General features: G+C 26.0%; 18 protein-coding genes. 3 read left to right on the top strand and 15 right to left on the bottom strand.

Features of this window, described 5'->3' with window-relative positions; all coding sequences use genetic code 11:
* Positions 1-274 precede the first annotated feature (274 nt).
* Together megL and I4U66_RS13960 are read left to right on the top strand one after the other, a co-directional pair.
* Entirely contained in the window at positions 275-1,468 is a 1,194-nt protein-coding gene (gene megL, locus I4U66_RS13965) for a methionine gamma-lyase (protein ID WP_195237117.1), read from the top strand.
* 89 nt (positions 1,469-1,557) lie between these two features.
* On the top strand, positions 1,558-2,952 hold the full coding sequence (locus I4U66_RS13960; RefSeq protein ID WP_092926153.1) for a Na+/H+ antiporter NhaC family protein: 1,395 nt from the start codon (positions 1,558-1,560) through the stop codon (positions 2,950-2,952).
* A gap of 108 nt (positions 2,953-3,060) precedes the next feature.
* Here the strand turns inward: I4U66_RS13960 and I4U66_RS13955 are convergent, their stop codons facing one another.
* The 8 genes from I4U66_RS13955 to I4U66_RS13920 all read right to left on the bottom strand — a co-directional run bounded on the left by I4U66_RS13955 (position 3,061) and on the right by I4U66_RS13920 (position 9,955).
* Entirely contained in the window at positions 3,061-3,582 is a 522-nt protein-coding gene (locus I4U66_RS13955) for an ECF transporter S component (RefSeq protein ID WP_195581056.1), read from the bottom strand.
* Positions 3,583-3,609: 27 nt separating this feature from the next.
* Positions 3,610-4,200, bottom strand: a complete 591-nt coding sequence (locus I4U66_RS13950) for a class I SAM-dependent methyltransferase (RefSeq protein WP_195581055.1) — start codon at positions 4,198-4,200, stop codon at positions 3,610-3,612.
* Positions 4,201-4,245: 45 nt separating this feature from the next.
* Positions 4,246-4,764, bottom strand: coding sequence for an FmdE family protein (locus I4U66_RS13945; protein ID WP_195581054.1), 519 nt, complete (start codon positions 4,762-4,764; stop codon positions 4,246-4,248).
* Between the two features lie 177 nt (positions 4,765-4,941).
* On the bottom strand, positions 4,942-5,697 hold the full coding sequence (locus I4U66_RS13940) for a MerR family transcriptional regulator (protein ID WP_195581053.1): 756 nt from the start codon (positions 5,695-5,697) through the stop codon (positions 4,942-4,944).
* Between the two features lie 178 nt (positions 5,698-5,875).
* Positions 5,876-6,982, bottom strand: a complete 1,107-nt coding sequence (locus I4U66_RS13935) for a DUF362 domain-containing protein (protein ID WP_195929247.1) — start codon at positions 6,980-6,982, stop codon at positions 5,876-5,878.
* Positions 6,983-7,076: 94 nt separating this feature from the next.
* Positions 7,077-8,339: a 4Fe-4S dicluster domain-containing protein gene (locus tag I4U66_RS13930; RefSeq protein ID WP_195237110.1), complete on the bottom strand. Its 1,263-nt coding sequence runs from the start codon at positions 8,337-8,339 to the stop codon at positions 7,077-7,079.
* 316 nt (positions 8,340-8,655) lie between these two features.
* Positions 8,656-8,919, bottom strand: a complete 264-nt coding sequence (locus I4U66_RS13925) for a hypothetical protein (protein WP_092926167.1) — start codon at positions 8,917-8,919, stop codon at positions 8,656-8,658.
* A 199-nt stretch (positions 8,920-9,118) separates the two neighbouring features.
* Positions 9,119-9,955: a class I SAM-dependent methyltransferase gene (locus tag I4U66_RS13920; protein ID WP_166505286.1), complete on the bottom strand. Its 837-nt coding sequence runs from the start codon at positions 9,953-9,955 to the stop codon at positions 9,119-9,121.
* A gap of 239 nt (positions 9,956-10,194) precedes the next feature.
* Here I4U66_RS13920 and I4U66_RS13915 point away from each other — a divergent pair, with 239 nt between their 5' ends.
* Positions 10,195-11,574, top strand: a complete 1,380-nt coding sequence (locus I4U66_RS13915) for a DUF4832 domain-containing protein (RefSeq protein ID WP_195929245.1) — start codon at positions 10,195-10,197, stop codon at positions 11,572-11,574.
* Between the two features lie 85 nt (positions 11,575-11,659).
* Here the strand turns inward: I4U66_RS13915 and pelG are convergent, their stop codons facing one another.
* The 7 genes from pelG to I4U66_RS13880 all read right to left on the bottom strand — a co-directional run bounded on the left by pelG (position 11,660) and on the right by I4U66_RS13880 (position 21,829).
* The gene (gene pelG, locus I4U66_RS13910; protein WP_195929243.1) at positions 11,660-13,114 is read right to left on the bottom strand and encodes an exopolysaccharide Pel transporter PelG; all 1,455 of its coding nucleotides are present in this window, start codon (positions 13,112-13,114) and stop codon (positions 11,660-11,662) included.
* Positions 13,115-13,116: 2 nt separating this feature from the next.
* Positions 13,117-14,523, bottom strand: a complete 1,407-nt coding sequence (pelF, locus tag I4U66_RS13905) for a GT4 family glycosyltransferase PelF (RefSeq protein WP_195929242.1) — start codon at positions 14,521-14,523, stop codon at positions 13,117-13,119.
* A gap of 1 nt (position 14,524) precedes the next feature.
* Positions 14,525-16,345, bottom strand: a complete 1,821-nt coding sequence (locus tag I4U66_RS13900) for a DUF2194 domain-containing protein (protein ID WP_195929240.1) — start codon at positions 16,343-16,345, stop codon at positions 14,525-14,527.
* Positions 16,338-17,234 (bottom strand): hypothetical protein, encoded by an 897-nt coding sequence (locus I4U66_RS13895; protein ID WP_207743640.1) that lies wholly within the window; start codon positions 17,232-17,234, stop codon positions 16,338-16,340. The genes I4U66_RS13900 and I4U66_RS13895 overlap by 8 nt, the downstream gene beginning before the upstream one ends.
* The gene (locus tag I4U66_RS13890) at positions 17,227-19,251 is read right to left on the bottom strand and encodes an NAD(P)-dependent oxidoreductase (protein WP_195929236.1); all 2,025 of its coding nucleotides are present in this window, start codon (positions 19,249-19,251) and stop codon (positions 17,227-17,229) included. The genes I4U66_RS13895 and I4U66_RS13890 overlap by 8 nt, the downstream gene beginning before the upstream one ends.
* Positions 19,252-19,429: 178 nt before the next feature.
* Entirely contained in the window at positions 19,430-20,851 is a 1,422-nt protein-coding gene (locus tag I4U66_RS13885) for an MATE family efflux transporter (RefSeq protein ID WP_195929234.1), read from the bottom strand.
* Between the two features lie 429 nt (positions 20,852-21,280).
* Positions 21,281-21,829, bottom strand: a complete 549-nt coding sequence (locus I4U66_RS13880) for a ferritin family protein (RefSeq protein WP_092926186.1) — start codon at positions 21,827-21,829, stop codon at positions 21,281-21,283.
* Between the last annotated feature and the right edge of the window lie 286 nt (positions 21,830-22,115).

Genomic DNA, 22,115 nt, shown 5'->3' with positions numbered 1-22,115 from the left:
GAATAATTTTTAAATAAATAAAGTAAAATTTGTATTAATTTTTTAATAAATAAAGTAAAATTTATATATATAAAATTTTTTTTAAGCCTAAATAATCTAAAGTCAAAATTTGTCTAAATTAAGTTTAAAAAATTTTTATTATTTTAAGTTTCATACCTATTTTTTAATTTGCCAATAAATTACAATAGTGTTATATTAAAAAAGAAAACAGCAGCAATCGTTTTCATGAAGTAAGACACTACTATATTAATCAAAATCTAGGAGGAGAATTACTATGGAAAACTTAAAAAACAAAAGATTTGCTACAAAAGCGATACATGGAGGACATCATAAAGATCCTGTATCTGGAGCATTAACTACACCAATATGCCAAACATCAACATTTGTATTTGATAGTGCTGAACAAGGTGGAAGAAGATTTGCACTTCAAGAAGGTGGATACATATACTCAAGATTAGGAAATCCAACTAATGCTCAATTAGAAGAAAAAGTAGCTTTACTAGAAGGCGCAGAGGCTTGTATGTCTACTGCATCAGGAATAGGAGCTATATCTTCAGCATTATGGACAGCCTTAAAAGCAGGAGACCATGTAGTTGCGTCTAAGACATTATATGGATGTACATTTGCATTATTAAATCATGGCTTAACAAGATATGGAGTTGAAGTAACTTTTGTAGATGCTACTAATTTAGAAGAAATTAAAGCTGCTATGAAAGAAAATACTAGAGTTGTTTATTTAGAAACTCCAGCAAATCCAGACTTAAAATTAATAGATATAGAAGCTGTTGCTAAAATAGCTCATGAAAAGAAAGATTGTATAGTTATGGTAGATAATACTTTCTGTACACCTTACATACAAAGACCTCTAGAATGGGGAGCTGATGTTGTACTTCACTCTGCAACTAAGTACTTAAACGGACATGGAGACGTTATAGCAGGTTTTGTTGTTGGTAAACAAGACTTTATAAACCAAGTAAGATTATTTGGTGTTAAAGATATGACAGGTGCTGTACTTAGCGCATTTGATGCTTACTTAATATTAAGAGGTATGAAAACTTTACAAATCAGAATGGATAAACATAGTAAAAATGCACTAGAAGTTGCTAAATTCCTAGAAGGACATAAAAATGTAGTAAAAGTTAACTATCCTGGACTTGAAAGCTTCCCTCAACGTGAATTAGCTAAAAAACAAATGCATTTACCAGGTGGTATGATAGCATTTGAAGTTAAAGGTGGCTTAGAGGCAGGTAAAAAATTACTTAACTCTTTAGAATTATGTACTCTTGCAGTTAGCTTAGGTGATTGCGAGACATTAATACAACATCCTGCTTCAATGACTCACTCTCCTTATACAGCTGAGGAAAGAGCTGAAGCTGGAATCTCAGATGGATTAATAAGAATTTCTGTAGGTCTTGAAGACCCTGAAGATATAATAGATGATTTAAAACAAGCCTTAGATTTACTTTAGGCTTTAAAATTGAACCTAGTTTAATTAAGCTAGGTTCAATTTTTTTAAAGTCTTAATTGTCACAATTTTAATTCAAAAGGAGAATTCTTATGAGAAAAGAAGAAAAAGTCAAACCGAGTTTTAAAGCTTTAATTCCATTTTTAGTTTTTATAGCAGTTTATTTAGGAAGTGGTATAATTCTTCAAGCTCAAGGCGTAGAAATGGCCTTTTATCAATTCCCAGCACCAGTAGCTGTCAGTTGTGGTGTCTTAGCAGCTTTTTTCTTAATTAAAGGTTCTATTGATGAAAAATTTGATATTTTCGTTAAAGGTTGCGGTAACTCAAACATTATAATAATGTGTGTAATATATTTATTAGCTGGAGCCTTTGCTAGTGTCTGTCAACAAATGGGTGGCGTTGATTCAACAGTAAACTTAGGTTTAACATACATACCTTCACAATTTATCGTAATTGGTATATTTTTAATTTCTGGTTTCATATCTACTGCTACAGGTACTTCAGTAGGATGTATTGCAGCAATTGGTCCAATTGCAGTTGCAGTAGCTGAAAAAACTGGTGCTTCTCTTCCTCTTGTAATGGCTTGTGTTTTAGGTGGAGCCATGCTTGGAGATAACCTTTCTATAATTTCAGATACTACAATAGCTTCTACAAGAACTCAAGGATGTGATATGAAAGATAAGTTTAGAATAAACTTTTATTTAAGTTTGGTTCCTGCCATTATTACAATTGTTTTACTATTTGTATTTGGTAAGCCAGAAGTTCCTACTACAATTCAAGCTTATGATTTTAACTTAGTTAAAGTTTTACCTTATTTATTTGTATTGGTATTAGCAGTTGCTGGAATGAATGTATTTTTAGTTTTAACTGGGGGAATATTTTTAGCTGGAGCAATAGGAATGTATTATGGGGATTTAACAATATTAACTTTTGTAAAAAGTATTTATACAGGTTTTACAAATATGACAGATATCTTCTTATTATCTCTTTTAACAGGTGGTCTTGCCGAAATGGTAACTCATGCTGGTGGTATAGAGGCACTTCTTGTAGCTGTTCAAAAGTTTATTAAAGATAAAAAATCAGCAGAAATTGGTATAGGTGTTTTGGTTGCCTTAACAGATATAGCTGTTGCAAATAATACAGTTGCCATTATAATAAATGGACCTGTAGCTAAAAAACTTTGTTATAGATACAAAGTTGACCCTAGACGAAGCGCTGCTATTTTAAGTACTGTTTCTTCTATTTTACAAGGATTTTTACCTTATGGTGCTCAAATGTTGATTTTAACTAGTTTCACAAATGGAAAAGTATCTCCTATGCAAGTTATGCCTTTAGTTTGGTTCTGTCAATTGTTATTGGTTTCAACACTACTTTCAACTTTCATACCATTTGCAAACAAATTAATCGTAAGAGATCCTTGGAATTTTTCTAGTGAAATGCCTGAAAGTAAAATTAAAAATATTGGTAGTGAGAGTATTCAAAATTAATAGATATATATAAATTTTTATATTTTATAAAATAAAAGAGTAGGTAAATTTTTACCTACTCTTTTATTTTTAATATTTTGAAAATCTATTTTTTTATCTTATATAATTTTAAGAAGCTAAACTTCTCTTTATCTCTGGATTTTTAGTTGTAAACTTAATTAAAATTGGAATAAATATTAGTTGTATAAGCATTCCAGGAATAGCTTTAGCTAAATTTCCAAATACAAACATAAATGGGCTAACTTTTGGTGCTATAGTTAAAGAAACAATGAATGCCCCCAAAACAGCAAATAATCTACCACCTATCATAGCACCTATAAGACTTATATATATTTTATTAGTTTTTTCAAATAAAAATCCACTTATAACTCCATATGCACATAATTCAAAAGCCATTATAGGCATAACTGGAACTAATGGTGGCATACCTGTCATAAACCCACTTAATATAGGTGTCAATAATCCTACTAATCCTCCATAAAGTGGTCCTAATAAAAATCCACCTATTAAAACTGGTATATGCATTGGTAAAAATATTGATCCTGCCATATTAAATGTATGGAAAAACATAGGTAATATAATTCCAAATGCAATAAATATCCCCGATAAAATTATTTTTTTTGTTTTCATAAAAATATCCCCCTAAAATCTAAATTATTAATTTTTATCTATTATTAAATAATAAATTTCATCATTTTCAAAAGCTTCACTTACATTTAACCCTACATCTTCAAATAATGACTTTTGTTTTTTAACACATATAAGCCTATCATTTTTAACAGTTTCATCTTTTTCTTTATGCATATTATTTAAAAACTCTCTACTATTAGAATGAGCTATCATAAGTTGCCCATTTTCTTTTAAATTATTTTCTACTAATGATTTAATAGTTAAAGTTTTATTTTGTAAATGTGGAAACATTGAATATAAAATTATTTTATCAAACTTTTCATATACCTTATCGTTTTCAACATCTAGTACCTCAAAGGATAAATTTTTAGTATCCTTAAACTTTTCTTTTGCTATACCTAGCATTTGAGTAGATATATCAACACCTTTTATAAATCCAGTTTTATTTAATTTTTTTAAAAAAGGTATTAATACGCCAGTTCCTGTTCCTACATCTAATATACTTTGATTATCTTTAATATTTATCTTAGATAAAAGAGTATTTATTTTTAATTCATTTACTTCTATTATGTTGTCCCAATCTTTTGCTATACTATCAAAAAACTGTACTTGATTCATAGAATATCTCCTCCATTTGATAAATTATTTCCATCTTAGTAATATCTAAAAAAATCTTTTATAATCACTGTAACAATCTAAGCAAACCTTCTTTCCCTCTTGAAGTCTTATAAATTGTTCCGATGATTTCTCTTTACATATTTCACAAGTATCGGATAAAAATAATCTAGCCTTTTCTGGAAGTTTTATATTAGTTGGTTTAAATTCAAATAAATCTTTTGGATCAGCCTTTATCAAAAAATTTTTATATTCCTCTCTTGATAAGTTCTTACTTTTGTTTTTTAATGACATTCTAACAGATTTATTATTTTTTCTATTATAAAAATGATAAACACTTTTTCCTCTAAGTCTTATAAGTAAATTTCCCTTACCTACAGTGCACCCAAGCATTAATTGTATTGCATCTAATCCACATGCATCATTTTCAGCTATACAAACAATCTCTTCGTCCCCAGAAAATTCTAATTCTAAGTATTCTTTGGCTCCTTTTGCAGCTAAATACCCTATAGCTAACCCTGGACATTCGTGTCCATGAAATTTAATTACTTCTTCCCAAGTTTTCATAAGTTTTCTCCCCCAAAAACAAAAACCATGAAGATACACTTATATTATTCGTGTAAACCTTCATGGCTTAATTTCTAAATTTAATAATTCTTTTTTCAATATAAATAGTATATATTTATACATTATTTGTCAACAAACATTTTATCTATTAATATTTTTAGTATTTTAAAATTATCATTACTTTTTATTATCACAATAAACATTCATAGCATCACTTAAAAATTTAGCAAGCCCTTCTTTATACTTATCTATATTTTTAGTAAATCTTTCATCTGCTACATACATAAGAGCTAATCCTCTAAATATTTCTACCGTACAGTTATAGTAATTATTGCTTATATGATCTCTCCATTTTTGTACTAATACTTGAACTTCTTCATCATCTGGATTTTTATCCATTAAATTTGCTAGCTCAATATATATATTATTAGCTTCTTCACTTATTTTTTCCCAGTCTTCTTTTGAATATTTAGATGTTTTTTCCCTACTTTCTTTATAAGCATCACTATCTTTATATCTTCTTTCTGTCTCTTCTTTGTACTTTTCTTCATGCTTTTTAATATCATCATAACTAAAAGCGTTAAAATTCTTTTTACTCATATTATTCTCTCCTAAATTTTTTATTGTTTCATCAATAGAATCTATTATATTTTCTAGCCTTTCTTTCTTTTTCATTATAAGTTTTCTTTGTACCCTTAAGGCATTTTCTATATCAAAATTTTTATCATCTAATATATTTTTTATTTCGCTTAATTTAAAGTCTAATTCTTTAAATACTAGTATTTGATAAAGTCTTAATATATCATCTTCACTGTAATATCTATAATTAGATTCAACTTCTCTACTTGGCCTTAATATTCCTATATTATCATAGTGGTGTAACATTCTTACACTTATGCCTGTTAATTTTGATACCTCACTTATTTTATACATTTTTACACCTCCTAATGAAATTCTATTCTATAACATTATGTTAGAGTAAATAGTTTTTTATATAATTATCTTAAAATATTTAATTTTATCCTTTGTTTTATATATTTGTATATATAAGAATTAATAAAACAAAAAAACTAGCTCAGATCTAGTATAGACTTTAAGCTAGTTTATTGTTTTATACTTCTATTAATTCATACTCTTTATTTCCTATTCCAAGCTTAACACTATGATCAATACATACTTCCCAGTTAGTTTCAGGGTGTGTATTTATAAAATGATCATGTGTATGATGCTTTTTCTCATCTAAGTAGCTTCCATTTATTACACTTTGCTTATTTGCCATATCTACACAAGCCATATCAAGTGCTACTGGATCAAATGATGCAAATATACCTACATCAGGTATTATAGCTAAATCATTTTCAAAATGACAATCACAATTAGGGCTTACATCTATTACAAAACTTATATGAAAATGTGGTCTATCTTTAAGTACTGCATAAGTATACTCTGCTATCTTTTTATTTAATATATCATTAGCTTCAAATGTTGTAGTACCTACTGCATCAAAATTACAATTTCCTATACATCTACCACAGCCTACACATTTATCATGATTTATTACTGCTTTTTTATTTTCATTAAAACTAATGGCATCATGTGCACATATTCTTACACATGCACCACAAGTAACACATTTTCTTTCTTTTATTTTTGGCTTTCCACTACAGTGCATTTCCATTTTACCAGCTCGAGAACCACAGCCCATTCCTATATTTTTAAGAGCCCCTCCAAATCCAGTTGATTCATGACCCTTAAAATGGTTCATAGATATAAATATATCAGCATCCATTATTGCTTGACCGATTTTCGCCTCTTTTATATATTCTTTGTCTATTTTAACGTTGACTTCATCTGTTCCTTTAAGTCCATCACCTATTATTACATGACATCCTGTTGAAAATGGATTATATCCATTTTCATATGCTGCATCTAAATGTTCTAGTGCATTTTTTCTTCTTCCTACATATAAAGTATTACAGTCTGTTAAAAATGGCTTCCCACCATTTTTCTTTATTAAATCTACAACTACTTTAGAATAGTTTGGTCTTAGATATGCAAGATTTCCTGGTTCTCCAAAATGTATTTTAATAGCACTAAATTTTCCATTAAAGTCAATATTTTCTATACCTGCTTTTTTTATAAGATTTTCTAATTTCATAAGTAAACTTGTATTTTGGTCTGTTCTTAAATTAGTAAAATATACTTTTGATTTTTGCATTTACCTTATCCCCTTACCCTTTTATTTATATAATAATTATATCTATTTTTTCTTTTATTTTAAGTAATAATCTTAAGATTACTAAGTATAATTTTTATTTTTTTACTCTAAGTAATCTATCTAAATATATAGATTTCATCTGATCACTTGCCATAGCTTTATGTATAGGAGATAGCTTAAGTATACTAGAAAGTATTGAAGCCATAGCTCTATGACTATGAAGTGCTCCTTTATCAAATATTAAATTTTGTAATTGTCCTTTTTCAATAGCCATAAGTACTACTCTGTGAGCTGATGATGCTGGAGTTATTATTTTTTCTTTTCGCTTTTTTAGATGTATACATTTTTTAGGACAGCTTCTTGCACACACTCCACATCCTAAGCATATATCCTCATCTATTTTTATAGTAGTTTTGTCTAATTCTTTTACTTCTACTATTGAATATATAGGGCAAGTATTTAGACATTTTTTACAGTTTATACACTCATCATAATCTATATACGGTATAAAGCTACTAGTAGCTACTGGTTGTAAACTTCCATACTCTCTTGCAGCAACTAATGCTTCACAGCAACATCCACAACAATTGCATATAAAATTTACTCCTTTTTGTACATTTTCTCCACATTGTACTAAATTACTTTCATAAGCTTGGTGAAGTAATTCCTTACATTCAGATACATCTATTCTTCTTGCAAAGTTATTTTTAATTAAAGAATTTGCAGTATTATTAAAGGTCATACATATATCCATAGGTGCATCACAAGCCTTTCCTACATGTTCCATTTTATGTCTACAATAACACATACTAACCCCTATATGGCTTGCAGTTTCTATTATATGTGTTGCTCTTTCATAATCAAGTATAGTTATTTCATCATCATTAGTTAAAACTTCTTCCTGAACGTAAACTCTTCCTAATTTAGTTTCTGCCGAATAAAATAAATCTTTTATAAAATCTTCTTCTACATTCATATATTGATAGTAAAGTTCACCTAAAAGTTTTTGGTCTATATCATTTCTTGTTCTCATTAGTGCAAACTCAAAAAAACCTGCCATAGGAGGTGGCAGAATATATTTTTTACCTTTATCATCTTCTAGATCTAAAAGTATTGCCTTTGCAGCAAGTGAGTCTAATATTTTTAAAGCTTCACTATCACTTACACTCCATATTTTAGCTGCTGTTTTTACTCTAAATGGTCTTATTGGAAGTTGTGCTACTAAAGTTGCTTCCCTTTCTGTAAATAGTACCTTTAATATGTCATAAAGTGTTTTAGATGGTGGTACCCCTTGCGGAAATTTATTTAATCTTTCCTCTAAGCTTTTATAAGCATTTTTAGCACTTATATGGCTCATATTATCACCTCTTAAATTTATATGATTTAATTATTTACATATTATCTAATATTAATAACTAAAACTTTTTATATATATTCTTTATATTTCTATAAATTTCCTTTAAAGCTTTATATTTATTATCTTTTTTACGAAATTATAATTTTTTATTAATTATCTTAATTTAATAAAACACATCTACTTAATAAAAGTAAAATAACATAAATTTACTATATAAATAAAAGTCCAAAATTTTTCTATCATAAATAATTCTTAATACTAAAAAATGAGCAACTTCAATTAATATGAAGTTGCTCATTATATATTATCCATTTAATTATAATAGCTCATCTTTTAATTCTTTATTTACTTCTTTTACTAGTTCTTTTTCTTCTTTTTTAACTTCTCTTATTATTTCTTTTGCTTCTTTTTTTGCTTCTTTATCTTCTTCTTTCATTTGATGCTTTAATTCTTTTGCAAATTTATGTGCTTCGTGCTTTTCTTCTTTAAACTCTTTTCTGCTTTCATGTTCATACTTTAAACATTCAGCATCTTTTTTTAATTCTTCTTCAATATGTTTTACTTCTGATTTAAATGTCATTTTTAACATCTCCTGACTAATATTTTATGTAAGTTCAACTTTCTTGTTGATAGTTTATAGATACCCATAAAATATCATCATAAACATATTATTAGTTTTTTTATATTTTTTTTTCTAAAATTATAATTTCTAATTAAAATTTGCTATTATACTAAATTTTGTAATTATTATTTAGATATTTAATTTTTCTTTTATATTTTTACATAACTTCCCAAGTAATAACCCCTAAAGTTACTTTGCTTTCATGATAAAATGTACCATCTTTAATTTCTCTATTAACAAATTTTTCTATTTTATCTATGATTTCATGCTTATCTAAGTAATCTTTATATCTATTTTTTAATTTATTTACTGAACCTTCATAACTTGTTTTATATTTCCAAGTAGTACCTGTATAAAAAATACTAGGTCTATAACCACTAAAATATAATATATTAAATGGATATATAATATCACTTACTCCACAAAATTCTAGCCTTTTTCCTAATATGAATTCATCTGCCTTTTCTAAAACATCATCTTTTGACTTTCCATCTGTTGCTATATAACAACAACTTTTGTTTGAAGCTTCATTTATTTTTAATAAACTATTTGGGTTATAACATCCTGGGTTTAAGCTACTTATTACTAAGTCAAATTTTTTATACATATTCTCTTTGTTTAAGTTTATATCATTCCAATTAGCTTTAATAATTTCTATATTATCTATATTATTGCTTTTTATCTTTTCTTTTAAAATATTAAGCATACAATCTGAATAATCAAGTGCATATACTTTTTTGCATATTTTACTTAATTCTATAGAATATGAGCCTGTACCACAGCCAATATCTAATACCTCACTATTTTCATTAATATATCCCTTTAATTTTAAATTTTCTATAACATCCTTAACTCTATTATTACAAATTGTTTCATCATAATTTTTTGAAGATTCATCCCAAACCTTTATATTTTTATCTTCTGTGTTTTTGTTTAAAATATATTCTTTACCTACTTTAATCCATTCCTTTTTCCAATACTCTAAATTCTCCATACTCCACCTCTGATAAACAAAAAATTAATTTTAATACAAAAAGCCATAAAGACAAATCTATTATAGATTAAAACCCTTATGACTTTATATTATAAATCCTGCTAATTTAATGATAGTATTTTTTTTAACAAACTTCAACATATTTTATATTTATAGCTATTTAACTCTTATTTTTATATTCCTAAATTTATTAAATATTAGGTATAATAAACTATAGAACCTAATATTTGGAGGAAATTATGAATCTACGCATAAAAGCACTTTTAACATCATTGTCACTTATACTTATATCAACTACTGCTGTATCTTGTAAAACTAATACTAAAAATACATATACTCCACCTAAATCAGATGCAGTTTTAAATAATCCTTTTATGGGATGGGCACCTGATGCACAATATACAGATTACACTCAACCACACAAACTAGTTTATGCAAATATATATTTTAGCGAACTAGAACCTAAAAAAGGAGTATACGATTTTGATTATATAGAAAAAAAATATAACTTTGATTATTGGAAAAATAAAGGTGTAAAAATAATAATAAGACTGGTTATGGACTTACCTAACAGTGAAAACAAAATGTATATCCCTAACTGGTTGTATAAAGAAATTGGTAAGGACGGAACTTGGTATAACATACCTTATGGTAGTGGATTTAGCCCAAACTATGAAAATAAAAAATTAATCAAATATCACGAAGAAGCCATAAAAGCTTTAGCAAATAAATACAATAAATCTTCAGAAATTGCATTTGTAGCTCTAGGTAGTATAGGTCATTGGGGAGAGTGGCATACTTATCAGTCAGATGATTTCTTTATCCCATTTCCTAGCCAAGATATAGCTAATATTTATGCTTCTCATTATACAAAATACTTTGATAATAAAAAATTATTAATGAGAAGGCCATTCAAAGTAGCTAGAGATAATAATATGGGATTATTTAATGATATGCTTGGTAATAAACCATCTACAAAAGAATTTATCTCTTGGGTAAATGATGGATATATAGATTGGCTAACAAAGGTTAATCAACCTTCTATGAAAGATTTTTGGAAAAATGCACCTTCTGGTGGTGAATTTGCAAGTGGTAACTCTGGAATGAATTTTTTAAAAGATTTTTCTGTAGATAATACTATAAAGCAAATACAAGATACTCATATAACCTATATAGGCCCTAATTGTCCTGCTGATAAAAAAGGGAAATTTCAATATAATTTTGATAAAATACTAAAAACCTTAGGTTATAGATATGTTATAGATACTGTAAAATTTAATAATAACTTAAATCCTAATGATAACCTTAAACTTAATATTAATATAAAAAATGAAGGTGTAGCTCCTTTTTATTATAAATGGCCTGTTAATATTTCATTAATAGACAAAAATAATAACATTATTTATAGTTTAAATATTGATGAAGATATAACAACTTGGTTACCTGGAAATATAAACTTTAATACTTCTATAAAATTACCTTCACATATATCTAGTGGAAATTATAATATAGCTTTATCTATATTAGATCCATCTAATAATAAACCTAGCATAAAATTTGCTAATAATAATGAAATAATACCTAATTACTTTAAATTAGGTGAAATAACTGTTAAGTAATATATTAAAACTTAGATAATATATATTTATAAAAATAACCTATAAAGTGGATTCTTTGTGTTACCCACTTTATAGGTTATTTTATTTATACTACTTTGTTTTTATTAAATAGACCATATATACTACTAAATATGCCCTTTTTCTTTATATTAAACATTGGTTGGTCTGCGAATATATGGTATTCTATCCTATTAAAGAATTTATTTATTTCATTAAAAGCAAATACCATAGATATTATACTTGAAAAGAAAAATCCATATCCATAAAAGTCTTTCCCAATAAATACAGTAATTATTGATAGTACTATTGTAGTTATTAAAAATACTGTTGCTATTTTTAAACTTTCACTTCTTGCATCAAAATAAAGCAACATTATAATTAAAAAATTCATGCATATATATGCTAGTGCTCCTAGTGTTAATATTCCAAATATTTCAATAGAATCACTTAAAAATCCCATATATGGTAGTAACTTAAACCCTAATACTATACATGCAAAGCTTCCTATAAACTGTACCTCTATCATATGAGTCATATGCATTACTACACAATCTATCAATTCTTTTTTAGCTCTTTTTATTTCATTGATACTTCCAGTATCTCTTACAAAGTTATAAAATTCTTTATACTTTGGATATATTAAAGTTTCAACTTTTACAGTAAATATTACAACTGCTGGTATAACACTTAAAAAAGCATAAAAACTAGGAACATCATAAAATGAGGCTACTCTAAAAGTATTATCAACAACTGTGGCGCTATCTGTCATCCAAATTATAAGATTATGAGAATATGCACCTAATGCTAAAAATATTCCTATTAAAAATAGTTCAAAATACTTGTCTAAACTCTCCATAAATTTCATGCACCTTGATAATTTTAAACTATCAAATCCAAATGCTTTATAAATTATCCCTATAAACATTATAGATATAAATATATATCCTATTAAAGTAGCTAAAAGTGCTATGTATAACTTAGGCATATTTATAAACTTTATTCCAAATATGGTTCCTAAAGTTATAATTAACATACCTATTACAAACCCTAAAACTATTTTTAAATAATCTTTTACAGCTGATAGATATACCACTTCTATCCATATTATTCCTATTATTATGGTTATCATAACTGTCGCCAACTTTATATATATATCTAAAGTTGAATTTATAAATAATAATGATGTTATTATTAATGCACTTATACTGTATATAATTATACTTCCTATTAAAGATTCAAATATATATCCTATCTTTTTTTCATATATGCAATCTGAAACAAATCTTGATATAAACATACTTATACCATTAGATAATATATATGATATAAAAAATGCATATATTATTATAGAGCTAAACAATTGTATATTTAAGTAGGTTTCTCCAACTTTTTTTAATATATCTTGCATAATTAAAAATGACAATATTGAGATGATCATTGGACCTATGGTTATTAAAGAAGACATAAAATAGGTTCTAGTTTTAGAAAAGTATCCGTCTTTATCTATTATCTTTTTAAGTTCAAATCCAATTCCTGCCATATTTATATTTCTCCATATATTTTTCTATAGTTTTCTATAAACTGTTCTTGCGTATAATATGTAGATACTCTTTTATATCCATTTTCGCCCATTTCTTTTCTTAATTTTTCATCTTTTGCTAGCTTTATTATTGCATCTGCCATTTGAGAATATCCCATGACAGGTACTACTATTCCACAGTGTCCTATGTTATCATCATTTCCATATAAAAGCTCCTTACATGCTCCTACATCTGTAGTTATATAAGGCTTTTTAGCTGCCATACCTTCAAGTACTGATAGTGGCTGACCTTCACTTATACTTCCAAGAAGTAACATGTCCATTTTACCTATATATTTTGATATATCTACTCTTCCTGTAAATAATATATTTTTATTACCTAGCGATTCTACTAAGTCTATACATTCTTTAGTATAGTCTTCATCTTCATCCATAGGTCCTATAATATATAGCTTCATATTTTTCATTTCTTCATTTGCATTTACAAAAGCTTGTATTATAGTTTTTACATCCTTTATAGGTACTACCCTTACTATAGCACCTATATATATAATACTTTCATCATCTTTTTTAGTATCTATATTTTTAAATCTATCAAGCTTTACGCCATTTGGAACAATTTTTATTTTATTCCTATCACATTCTAATTCTATTTGAAGCTTTTTATTTTTTTCAAATAAACTATAAACCTCATCACTGTAAGTATACGCAGCTCTTGATAAATTGTAAAAATACCTTATCCAGTTATCTTTAAAGTAACCTTTAACCCAATCTGCCTTTATTATCTCTTCTTCTCTTTCTCTTGTATATATTCCATGTTCTGTTAATATAAACTTAGAATCTTTGTTGTAGTATTTCCCTAAAGCTCCCACTAATCCTGCATATCCAGTAGATACACTATGATATATATCACATTTTGGTATATCACTTTTTAGAACTTCAAATACAGTCATCATCATAGACCTTATAGTCCAAAAGAAATGGTTAAATATTATATGTGGATAATATTTACTTGCTATATCGCTTACTACATCAAAAAAATCTTCACTCATTAATATATCCACTGTATTTACATTTTTAAGTCTATTTATGCAGTCAAATAAATCTTTCCAGTTAAAGTATTCACCTACTATAAACTTACCTATAACTTCTTTTTCTATATCTGTAAGATTAAATTTTACTTTACTTTTAACCTTTTTATTATCGTCTATATCTAAGTATATATCTTTAATTTCTACAACATTATCTGGTATTTCATACTTATAGGTAAGACCTTCATCATTTTTAGCACTTATTGCATATATTACAAATTCAATTTCTTTCATACTACTAACTAGCATTTGAATCCAGCTTGAAACTCCACCTGTTACATATGGATAGCTTCCTTCTGCGATTAAACATATCCTCATATTATTTACCTCCTGTTGTTATACTAAAATCAGTATTAGTTGAATGTATAAGGTAAATATCTTCATCTATTTTTTTATAACTACATCCTTTAGTTTTTATTATCTCTTTATCACTTCTAAGTATATAATAATCATTCTTTGAAGTATCTTTTGAATATCCTTTTATATTATTTTTTTCATAAGAAAATACACTTTTAGTTTTTAGATAAGTGTCTAAGGATTCTACACCTTGAGATATAGTATCAGCCTCTAACCATCTAAAGTCTTTATAAACTATCTCCATAATTTTTTCAAAGTCCTTTTTAAGTTCTTCCCAGCTCATACCATGATTTCTTTCTGGATCTAATATGTCATCTGGATGTATAAAGTGAGAAAATACTCCATTTATAGTTATGCCATTGTATATCATCCACTTTTCAAATTCTTCAAAATCATAACCTGAACTATATCTAGGAAAATTGTATATTCCATCTTTTCCTTTTGAAAACTCTTGTTCATAAGCTAGTTCATCGTTACTTACTACATATAAAGATGCTATAACATTAATACTTGGTATACCTTTTTTTAAGGCTTTTATACCTTCTTCTGTTATAATATTAGATGGTGGTACATATCCCCTTATTATATAGTTTGGGTATATCTCATGTATAAATTTATTTAACGCTCTCTGCGCTTTTAACATTTCATCGTAGCTTTTCCATGGCTTATATCCAAGTTCTTTACCTACTAAGTATTTATTAGTAGTAAGTGGCTGATGATTAAATCCATGTATACCTATTTCTCCGCCAACCTTTAGTAAGTTTCTACCTAAAGTTACTAAATTTTTAGAATATACATCTCCATTAAACTTTTCTATATTATTTGTTACATCTTCGTAATTGTATATTAAAAAACCTGTTGGAACTGCATTATAATTTTCACACATTCTAACAATATCTGGCCACCATATATTAACAAAGAATTTTTCATCATTAACATGATAATATTTATAAATTATATCTGAATTTCCATTAGGCATTGGAGCTGGGAAATCATCTATATCTAAAACCTTAGAGTTTATAATAGGATATATAAACTCATCTCCAGTTCTATAAAGTATACCAGTTAATATACCTCGATTAGACTTTTCACCTAAAAACTGTCCATTTGAAAATATTACTTTACCACTACCTAACTCTTCCTCCCAAAGTAGAGGTATATTATTATCAGCACTTATATGAACCTTAACACCTTTTTTTAACTTAACATCTAAAGAGCTATTTTCTGTATCTTCAGTTCTTTTAAGGCCCTTACCTTTTATAAGTATATTAGATTTAACATACATATTCTCTGCTTCTATTAGCTCATTAATACTTTCTATTCCTAATTCACTTGAATATCTTTTTATATTATCACTAATCAATGGCCTTTGTGCAAATATTAAGTTTCCTCCTGATTTAGCATAATTTATAAGTTCATCTAAGTAACTAAACTCTTGTAATCTTTCAGAATTTATTATAACTGCTTTATATCCCTTTATATCACCATTAAAATTTTTAATATTTTCATTTACTATAGACTTATCCATAGATTTTATAATCTCATTAAAATTTCCTTCAACCTTTTTAGATTCTTCACTTTCATCACTTAGTAGTAAAAACTTTTCAGTGTATTTCTTACTAGCACTTTCATATTTTTTTGATGTGTATACTTTTTTATCTAAGCTTGTGGTTTTTGTATTTTGAATTTTATCAAATATATAGTTATTTTTCATAAGAGATATTAAAAAACCTAAAACTAAAATTATAGATGTAAAAGTTATTATAAATCTTTTTCTAAACACTATTATCACCTTCTATCCAAAATCTTAGTATATCTAATCCTTCTTTGTCTAATTTAATATCAGATTCTCTTAATGATTTTATAACCTTTTCAAAATTTTTTTTATCGTTAAGTGTATAGTAAACCTCTAATAAAAACATATATGGTTTATAACTTTGTACAAATTTTTTCATATACTTATAAGAATATATTATAGCTTTATCATAGTTTTTAATATCTATATATATTTTTATAAGCTCATTTAAGTAATTTTCATCATCTTCTATGTCTCTTATATAGTTTTCTAATGCTAATTTATAGCTATAAGTTAACCTCGTTCTTTCTTTTTTGTCTATTAAATTACTATCTATACATTCTTTGAGCGCTTTTATATACTCTTTGCTCACCTCTTTATTCTTAGAGTTTTTATAATACTCAACTTCCATATCTTGTATAGCAACAGTAAGCTTACTTTTAAGCTGCGTTATAGCCGTTGCTGCATAGTGAGATGTTTCACTATCTTCATCTTTAAGTGCTTTTAATAAAAATTCTAGATATTTATACGAATCTTCTTTTAGCATTTCTATAACTAGATTTCTTTTTATAGTATGGTCATTTAAATTTAGTGCATCTTCTATTGGTATTAAGTCTTTTTTATTTTTAAGCTCTGCTTCTCTAATAAGCAAGCTTATATTTCTATCATATTCATTTTCTTTATCTATTAAATAATTTCCATTGTCACTTTTAATAAAAGCTTTAAATAAATAGATAAACAATATATATATAATGCCTAAAAAAGGAATAGCTATAATTAGTAAGAAATTGGTGTAAGCATTTTTCACTCTAAAAATTTTCATAAGTAGTAGTATAAATAGACCTATTAAAAAATTAATGACATATATTTTAATCATCTTCATCTACTCCATCTACTATTTTTACTGTTAGATTTTTACCTAGTAATCTATTCTTTACTATACTACTTTCTTCTTTATTAGTATTATTAAGTATTATGTATACATGATTATTACATACTCCAGCTAAATCAGTACTTCTTATGCACTTAGATATTTCTTTAGATAAATAGTTAATATCATTTAACATATTAACTTTTAAAAGTGTATAGTCTGATTTCTTCTCTTTCTTAGATATTTCACATACTTTTAAGGCACTTTTTAGATACTCTTTTCTTAAAAAGATAGTTTCGTCTATATATCTTTCTTTTATAGTTGCTTCTTCGTAATTATAAGCTTTTATTATAGATGTCTCAATTAAACTTACTATAACTTTAAATAGATTTTGATAGTATAAATTCATCTTTGAAAACTTAATTTTATCTACCATTATAATACTTATTATTTTATTGTCTTTTACTATTGGTGCTACCATAGAAGGTAACTTTGGATTTAAGTTTTTATTTATATATATTTCTTTATTTAGTAGTTTATCTTTAGCTTCGTATAAATCATTTATTTTGATACTTTTTAGTGGGTTAAAATCCTTATTATTAGATTTTACATTAAGCCTTAAGTAATCATTATTTAAAGTATATATAGATATATTATTATTTTCTAAAAACTCTTCCATAATATCTATAGATGATCTTAATATATATTGAGGCTTTAAACTATCTAGCTCTTTTACATAAGAATATATCTTACCAAAACTATCCTTAGAGCTTATAACTTTTTCTTCTAACTCTCTTTTTTCTTCGTATGTTGAGTTGTATATATCTTCTAAAAATTCATATTTACTATTTTTTTCTTCATTTATTCTTTTTAATTCTTTTATTTGATTGTTCTTAAAGTCACTAGCATATCCTGTATATATTCCTAGCAATACATACATTAACATTTGAACTAAAGATTGACTAAGTACAAATATTGATATAATAGATATTCCCTGTGATAATTGGTTTAATATTAATAATAAACAAGATAATATAGATGCTATTACAGATTGCTTCATTCCATGCATCATACCTATTACAATTATATATATAATTTTTAAGTCTATTATAGTAAATATTGAATTATTCCTAGATAAAAATGATGATATAAAGCATACAATCAAAAACATACCTATGTTTTCTACATAGGGCTTAGTTACTTTTATAAATTCATTTTGTTTTTTATCTTTTTTAATTTCTTTTATTTTTTCAGTACTATTAGATTCATTTATATACTTATTGTATATAGTTATTATCTCTTTACTTAAACTAAATTTTATATAAAAGTTAGTATCTTCTTTAAATTCTTTAAAATCTTTAGTATTTATTTTTTCTAATGTATAGATATCTTTATTTTTTATAGTACTTAATACTAAATTATATATGTCTTTATCACTAGCTAATTCATACCCACAAATATAATACTCTTTATTTTTATTATATTTAGATAATAAATATACAGCCTCTGCCACATCTAAATAGTGAATATATCCATTTTTTAAGCTATTATCATAATTCTTATTTTTATTATCTACTACATCTTTAATTATGTTTAATACTATATCTTCTTTTTCTTTTAAATTTACTTCACCATATACTCTATCTATGTATAAAATAGACATATTTATATCATATAATCTTTTAAATTCTCTAAAAATATTCTCACAAAGTATATGTTCTTTACTTTTATTCTTTAAATTTACCATTATAATTTGAGAGGTTTCATAAGTTTTAGATAACTCTAAAATATTTAACAATATACTACTTTCAATATTATGATTTATATATATAACTTTATCAAAGTGTGTATTTTTAAATATATAATCATATTTATAATTTAATGAATCTAGTTTATAATTTTTATAATATGGTTCTCTTAATTCATCATCACTTAAAATAAACACTTTGTTTCCCTCTTTATAGAATCTATGAGCTATTGATTTTATTAGAGAATCAACCCTCCCCACAATAAGTATTTTCATCTTACACCACCTTTTTATAAATATTACTTTCATCATAATATTTTAGCACTTTTAGTCGATTTTTTGTGTAGATTAATCTATTTGTCATATATTTCAATAAAAGATTAAATATTTCAAATTATATATAAAATGAAAAAATTATAATTTTCTTTCTATTAAAAAAAGTAGCTAATATAAGCTACTTTTCATCCTTATCACTTTCTTTTTCTAATGCATATTCTTCTAACTCAGCTTTTAATATATCTTTTCCTTCATCATTTAATATCTTATAACTTCTTAATTCTTTATATAGGACTATTATAGTAAGTATAGTAGATATTAAATCTGCTAAAGCTTGAGATAACCATACTCCATTAAGTCCTAAAAATTGTGGGAGTATTAATATAAATGGTATTAAAAGTATTACTTGTCTAAGTAAACTTAAGAGCATAGCAATTTTAGCCTTACCTATAGACTGTATAAAGTTACTTCCAGTTATTGATATACCAACGATTGGCATCATAAATAGATATATTCTAATTCCTTGTATGGATATTTTCATAAGCTCTTCATCTTTATTGAATAATCCAATAAAAAATTTTGGATACATTTGTATAAAAAATGTACCTATAAACAATATAATTGTTGCTACGCTTAAAGACATTAAATATGCTTTTTTGACTCGATTGTATTTTTTAGCTCCATAGTTGTATCCAATTATAGGTTGTGCACCTTGGTTAAGTCCAAATATAGGCATTAAAAATATCATAGCTATAGAAGAAATTGTTGTCATTGCACCAATAGCTAAGTCTCCGCCATAAGTTCTTAGTGCATTATTAGATATAACTTGAACTAAGCTTGCAGCTAACTGCATAAAAAATGGCGACATACCTATAGCAAATGTGCTAATTACTAAATCTTTTCTTAATATTAAATTATTTTTCCTTATTTTTAAATTAGATTTTTTAGATAAATAATACAAAATAGTAAGTATCGCCGTTACACATTGCGCTATTATAGTAGCTAGAGCCGCTCCTTGTATTCCTAAATTAAAAATAAATATAAATAAATAATCTAAACTTGCATTTAATATGCACCCTAGAATCATTATTCCTGATGATATCCTAGGATTTCCGTCTGCTCTTATAGAATGATATAGTGAAAAAGAAAGTAAGTTAACTACACTTCCTACAAGTATTATATCTATATAAGTTTTTGCATATATTAAAGTATTTTCACTAGCACCAAATAGTATAAGAATATCTTCACTAAATATAATACCTATTATAGTTAATATAATACCTATTATTAAGGATAATGTTACTGCATTTCCTAGCAGTACTTCTGCTTCATATTTTTTCTTTTGACCAAGTTTTATAGATATGTTAGTAGTTGTACCAATACCTATTAACATTCCAAATGCAAGTATTATGGTAGCTATTGGCATAGTTATTCCAAGGCCTGTTATAGCAAGTGGTCCAACTCCAGGAATTTTTCCTATAAACATTCTATCTATTACATTATATAAAGCATTAACAAGCATTCCTATAATTGCTGGTACTGAATACTTAAATAATAAAGAATTGACATGTTTTACTCCTAGTTCAGTTTGTGAATGCATTTAGACTCTCCTTTTATAATTTTCTTTATATTAATATAGATTCTAAATTTTAATATATATTTATAGTTATTGTTCTACTATTTCTTATAAACTATTTGTGACAAGTTTTGTGATACTTAAAAGTTTTTAATCTATATTCCATTATTTATAATATGACTTAAAATTTTTTTAAATAACTTTTGTTTAAATTTTTCATTAAAATTTTATTTCATTTTAATTATGCCTATTTATATCACTTTTATAAATTATACAATTTTTTTATATATAAAAAATTCGCTTCGCTCATGTCTCCAACGACTTTCTCCGTTGCTCAAAATGTCTTTTTTACGCTCTGCAAACACTTAAACCTCAATAGTTATCCACAGTTTTTTAAGTATCATAATTTCCTTGAGCGTAAAAAAGGCTATCTTTTAAAGATAGCCTTACTTACTATTTATTGCTAAAATGTCTTTTTAATAATCCTAAAAATGCTTTACCATGTCTTGCTTCATCCTTACACATTTCATGAACTGTATCATGTATTGCATCTAAGCCTAATTGCTTTGCTTTTTTTGCAAGTTTTAATTTTCCATCTGTTGCACCATATTCAGCCTCAACCCTTGCTTCTAGGTTAGACTTAGTATCTGCAACAACAACTTCTCCTAAAAGTTCAGCAAATTTTGCTGCATGTTCAGCTTCTTCATAAGCTATTCTTAAATAAGCTTCTGCAATTTCTGGATATCCCTCTCTATCTGCTTGGCGGCTCATTGCTATATACATTCCAACTTCAGTACATTCTCCAACAAAATTAGCTCTAAGCCCCTCTAGTATTTCTTCATCTATCCCCTTAGCTATACCTATTCTATGTTCATCAGCCCATATTAATTTACTATTCATTTCTTCAAACTTTTCACTTCCTACATTACATACTGGACAAGATATAGGCAAGTTTTCACCTTCATAAACATAACCACAAACTGTGCATACAAATTTTCTCATAACAACAATACCTCCAAAATTTTTAATTTATCTTAATTTTTAGTTAATTTTAATTATTGCATTTTTTATATACTTGTATTTTTTATATACCCTTGCTTTTTATTATATAAACAATATATATCATCCAAATTTTATTTTTTATAATATTTAGAAATATAGTTATATTTCTAAATATTATAAAAAAAACGCAACATTATCACTATAATTAGTTTTCTTACTATATTATACATTTTTTTTTGCATTTTATAAGTAAAATTACAATATTTAGAAAATTTTTTTATTTTTT

Source organism: Romboutsia sp. D33t1_170424_H2 (assembly GCF_015669105.1).
Classification (GTDB): Bacteria; Bacillota; Clostridia; order Peptostreptococcales; family Peptostreptococcaceae; genus Romboutsia_C; species Romboutsia_C hominis.
This window is presented reverse-complemented; position numbering and strand designations above follow the sequence as displayed.

Excerpts from the sequence above, each read along its gene's own strand:
- I4U66_RS13915 (WP_195929245.1), top strand. The coding sequence starts at position 10,195 with ATGAATCTACGCATAAAAGCACTTTTAACATCATTGTCACTTATACTT.
- megL (WP_195237117.1), top strand. The coding sequence starts at position 275 with ATGGAAAACTTAAAAAACAAAAGATTTGCTACAAAAGCGATACATGGA.
- I4U66_RS13940 (WP_195581053.1), bottom strand. The coding sequence starts at position 5,697 with ATGTATAAAATAAGTGAGGTATCAAAATTAACAGGCATAAGTGTAAGA.
- I4U66_RS13885 (WP_195929234.1), bottom strand. The coding sequence starts at position 20,851 with ATGCATTCACAAACTGAACTAGGAGTAAAACATGTCAATTCTTTATTA.
- I4U66_RS13925 (WP_092926167.1), bottom strand. The coding sequence starts at position 8,919 with ATGACATTTAAATCAGAAGTAAAACATATTGAAGAAGAATTAAAAAAA.
- I4U66_RS13945 (WP_195581054.1), bottom strand. The coding sequence starts at position 4,764 with ATGAAAACTTGGGAAGAAGTAATTAAATTTCATGGACACGAATGTCCA.
- I4U66_RS13880 (WP_092926186.1), bottom strand. The coding sequence starts at position 21,829 with ATGAGAAAATTTGTATGCACAGTTTGTGGTTATGTTTATGAAGGTGAA.
- I4U66_RS13930 (WP_195237110.1), bottom strand. The coding sequence starts at position 8,339 with ATGAGCCATATAAGTGCTAAAAATGCTTATAAAAGCTTAGAGGAAAGA.
- I4U66_RS13950 (WP_195581055.1), bottom strand. The coding sequence starts at position 4,200 with ATGAATCAAGTACAGTTTTTTGATAGTATAGCAAAAGATTGGGACAAC.
- pelG (WP_195929243.1), bottom strand. The coding sequence starts at position 13,114 with ATGGCAGGAATTGGATTTGAACTTAAAAAGATAATAGATAAAGACGGA.
- I4U66_RS13960 (WP_092926153.1), top strand. The coding sequence starts at position 1,558 with ATGAGAAAAGAAGAAAAAGTCAAACCGAGTTTTAAAGCTTTAATTCCA.
- I4U66_RS13935 (WP_195929247.1), bottom strand. The coding sequence starts at position 6,982 with ATGCAAAAATCAAAAGTATATTTTACTAATTTAAGAACAGACCAAAAT.
- I4U66_RS13895 (WP_207743640.1), bottom strand. The coding sequence starts at position 17,234 with ATGATTAAAATATATGTCATTAATTTTTTAATAGGTCTATTTATACTA.
- pelF (WP_195929242.1), bottom strand. The coding sequence starts at position 14,523 with ATGAGGATATGTTTAATCGCAGAAGGAAGCTATCCATATGTAACAGGT.
- I4U66_RS13890 (WP_195929236.1), bottom strand. The coding sequence starts at position 19,251 with ATGAAAATACTTATTGTGGGGAGGGTTGATTCTCTAATAAAATCAATA.
- I4U66_RS13920 (WP_166505286.1), bottom strand. The coding sequence starts at position 9,955 with ATGGAGAATTTAGAGTATTGGAAAAAGGAATGGATTAAAGTAGGTAAA.
- I4U66_RS13955 (WP_195581056.1), bottom strand. The coding sequence starts at position 3,582 with ATGAAAACAAAAAAAATAATTTTATCGGGGATATTTATTGCATTTGGA.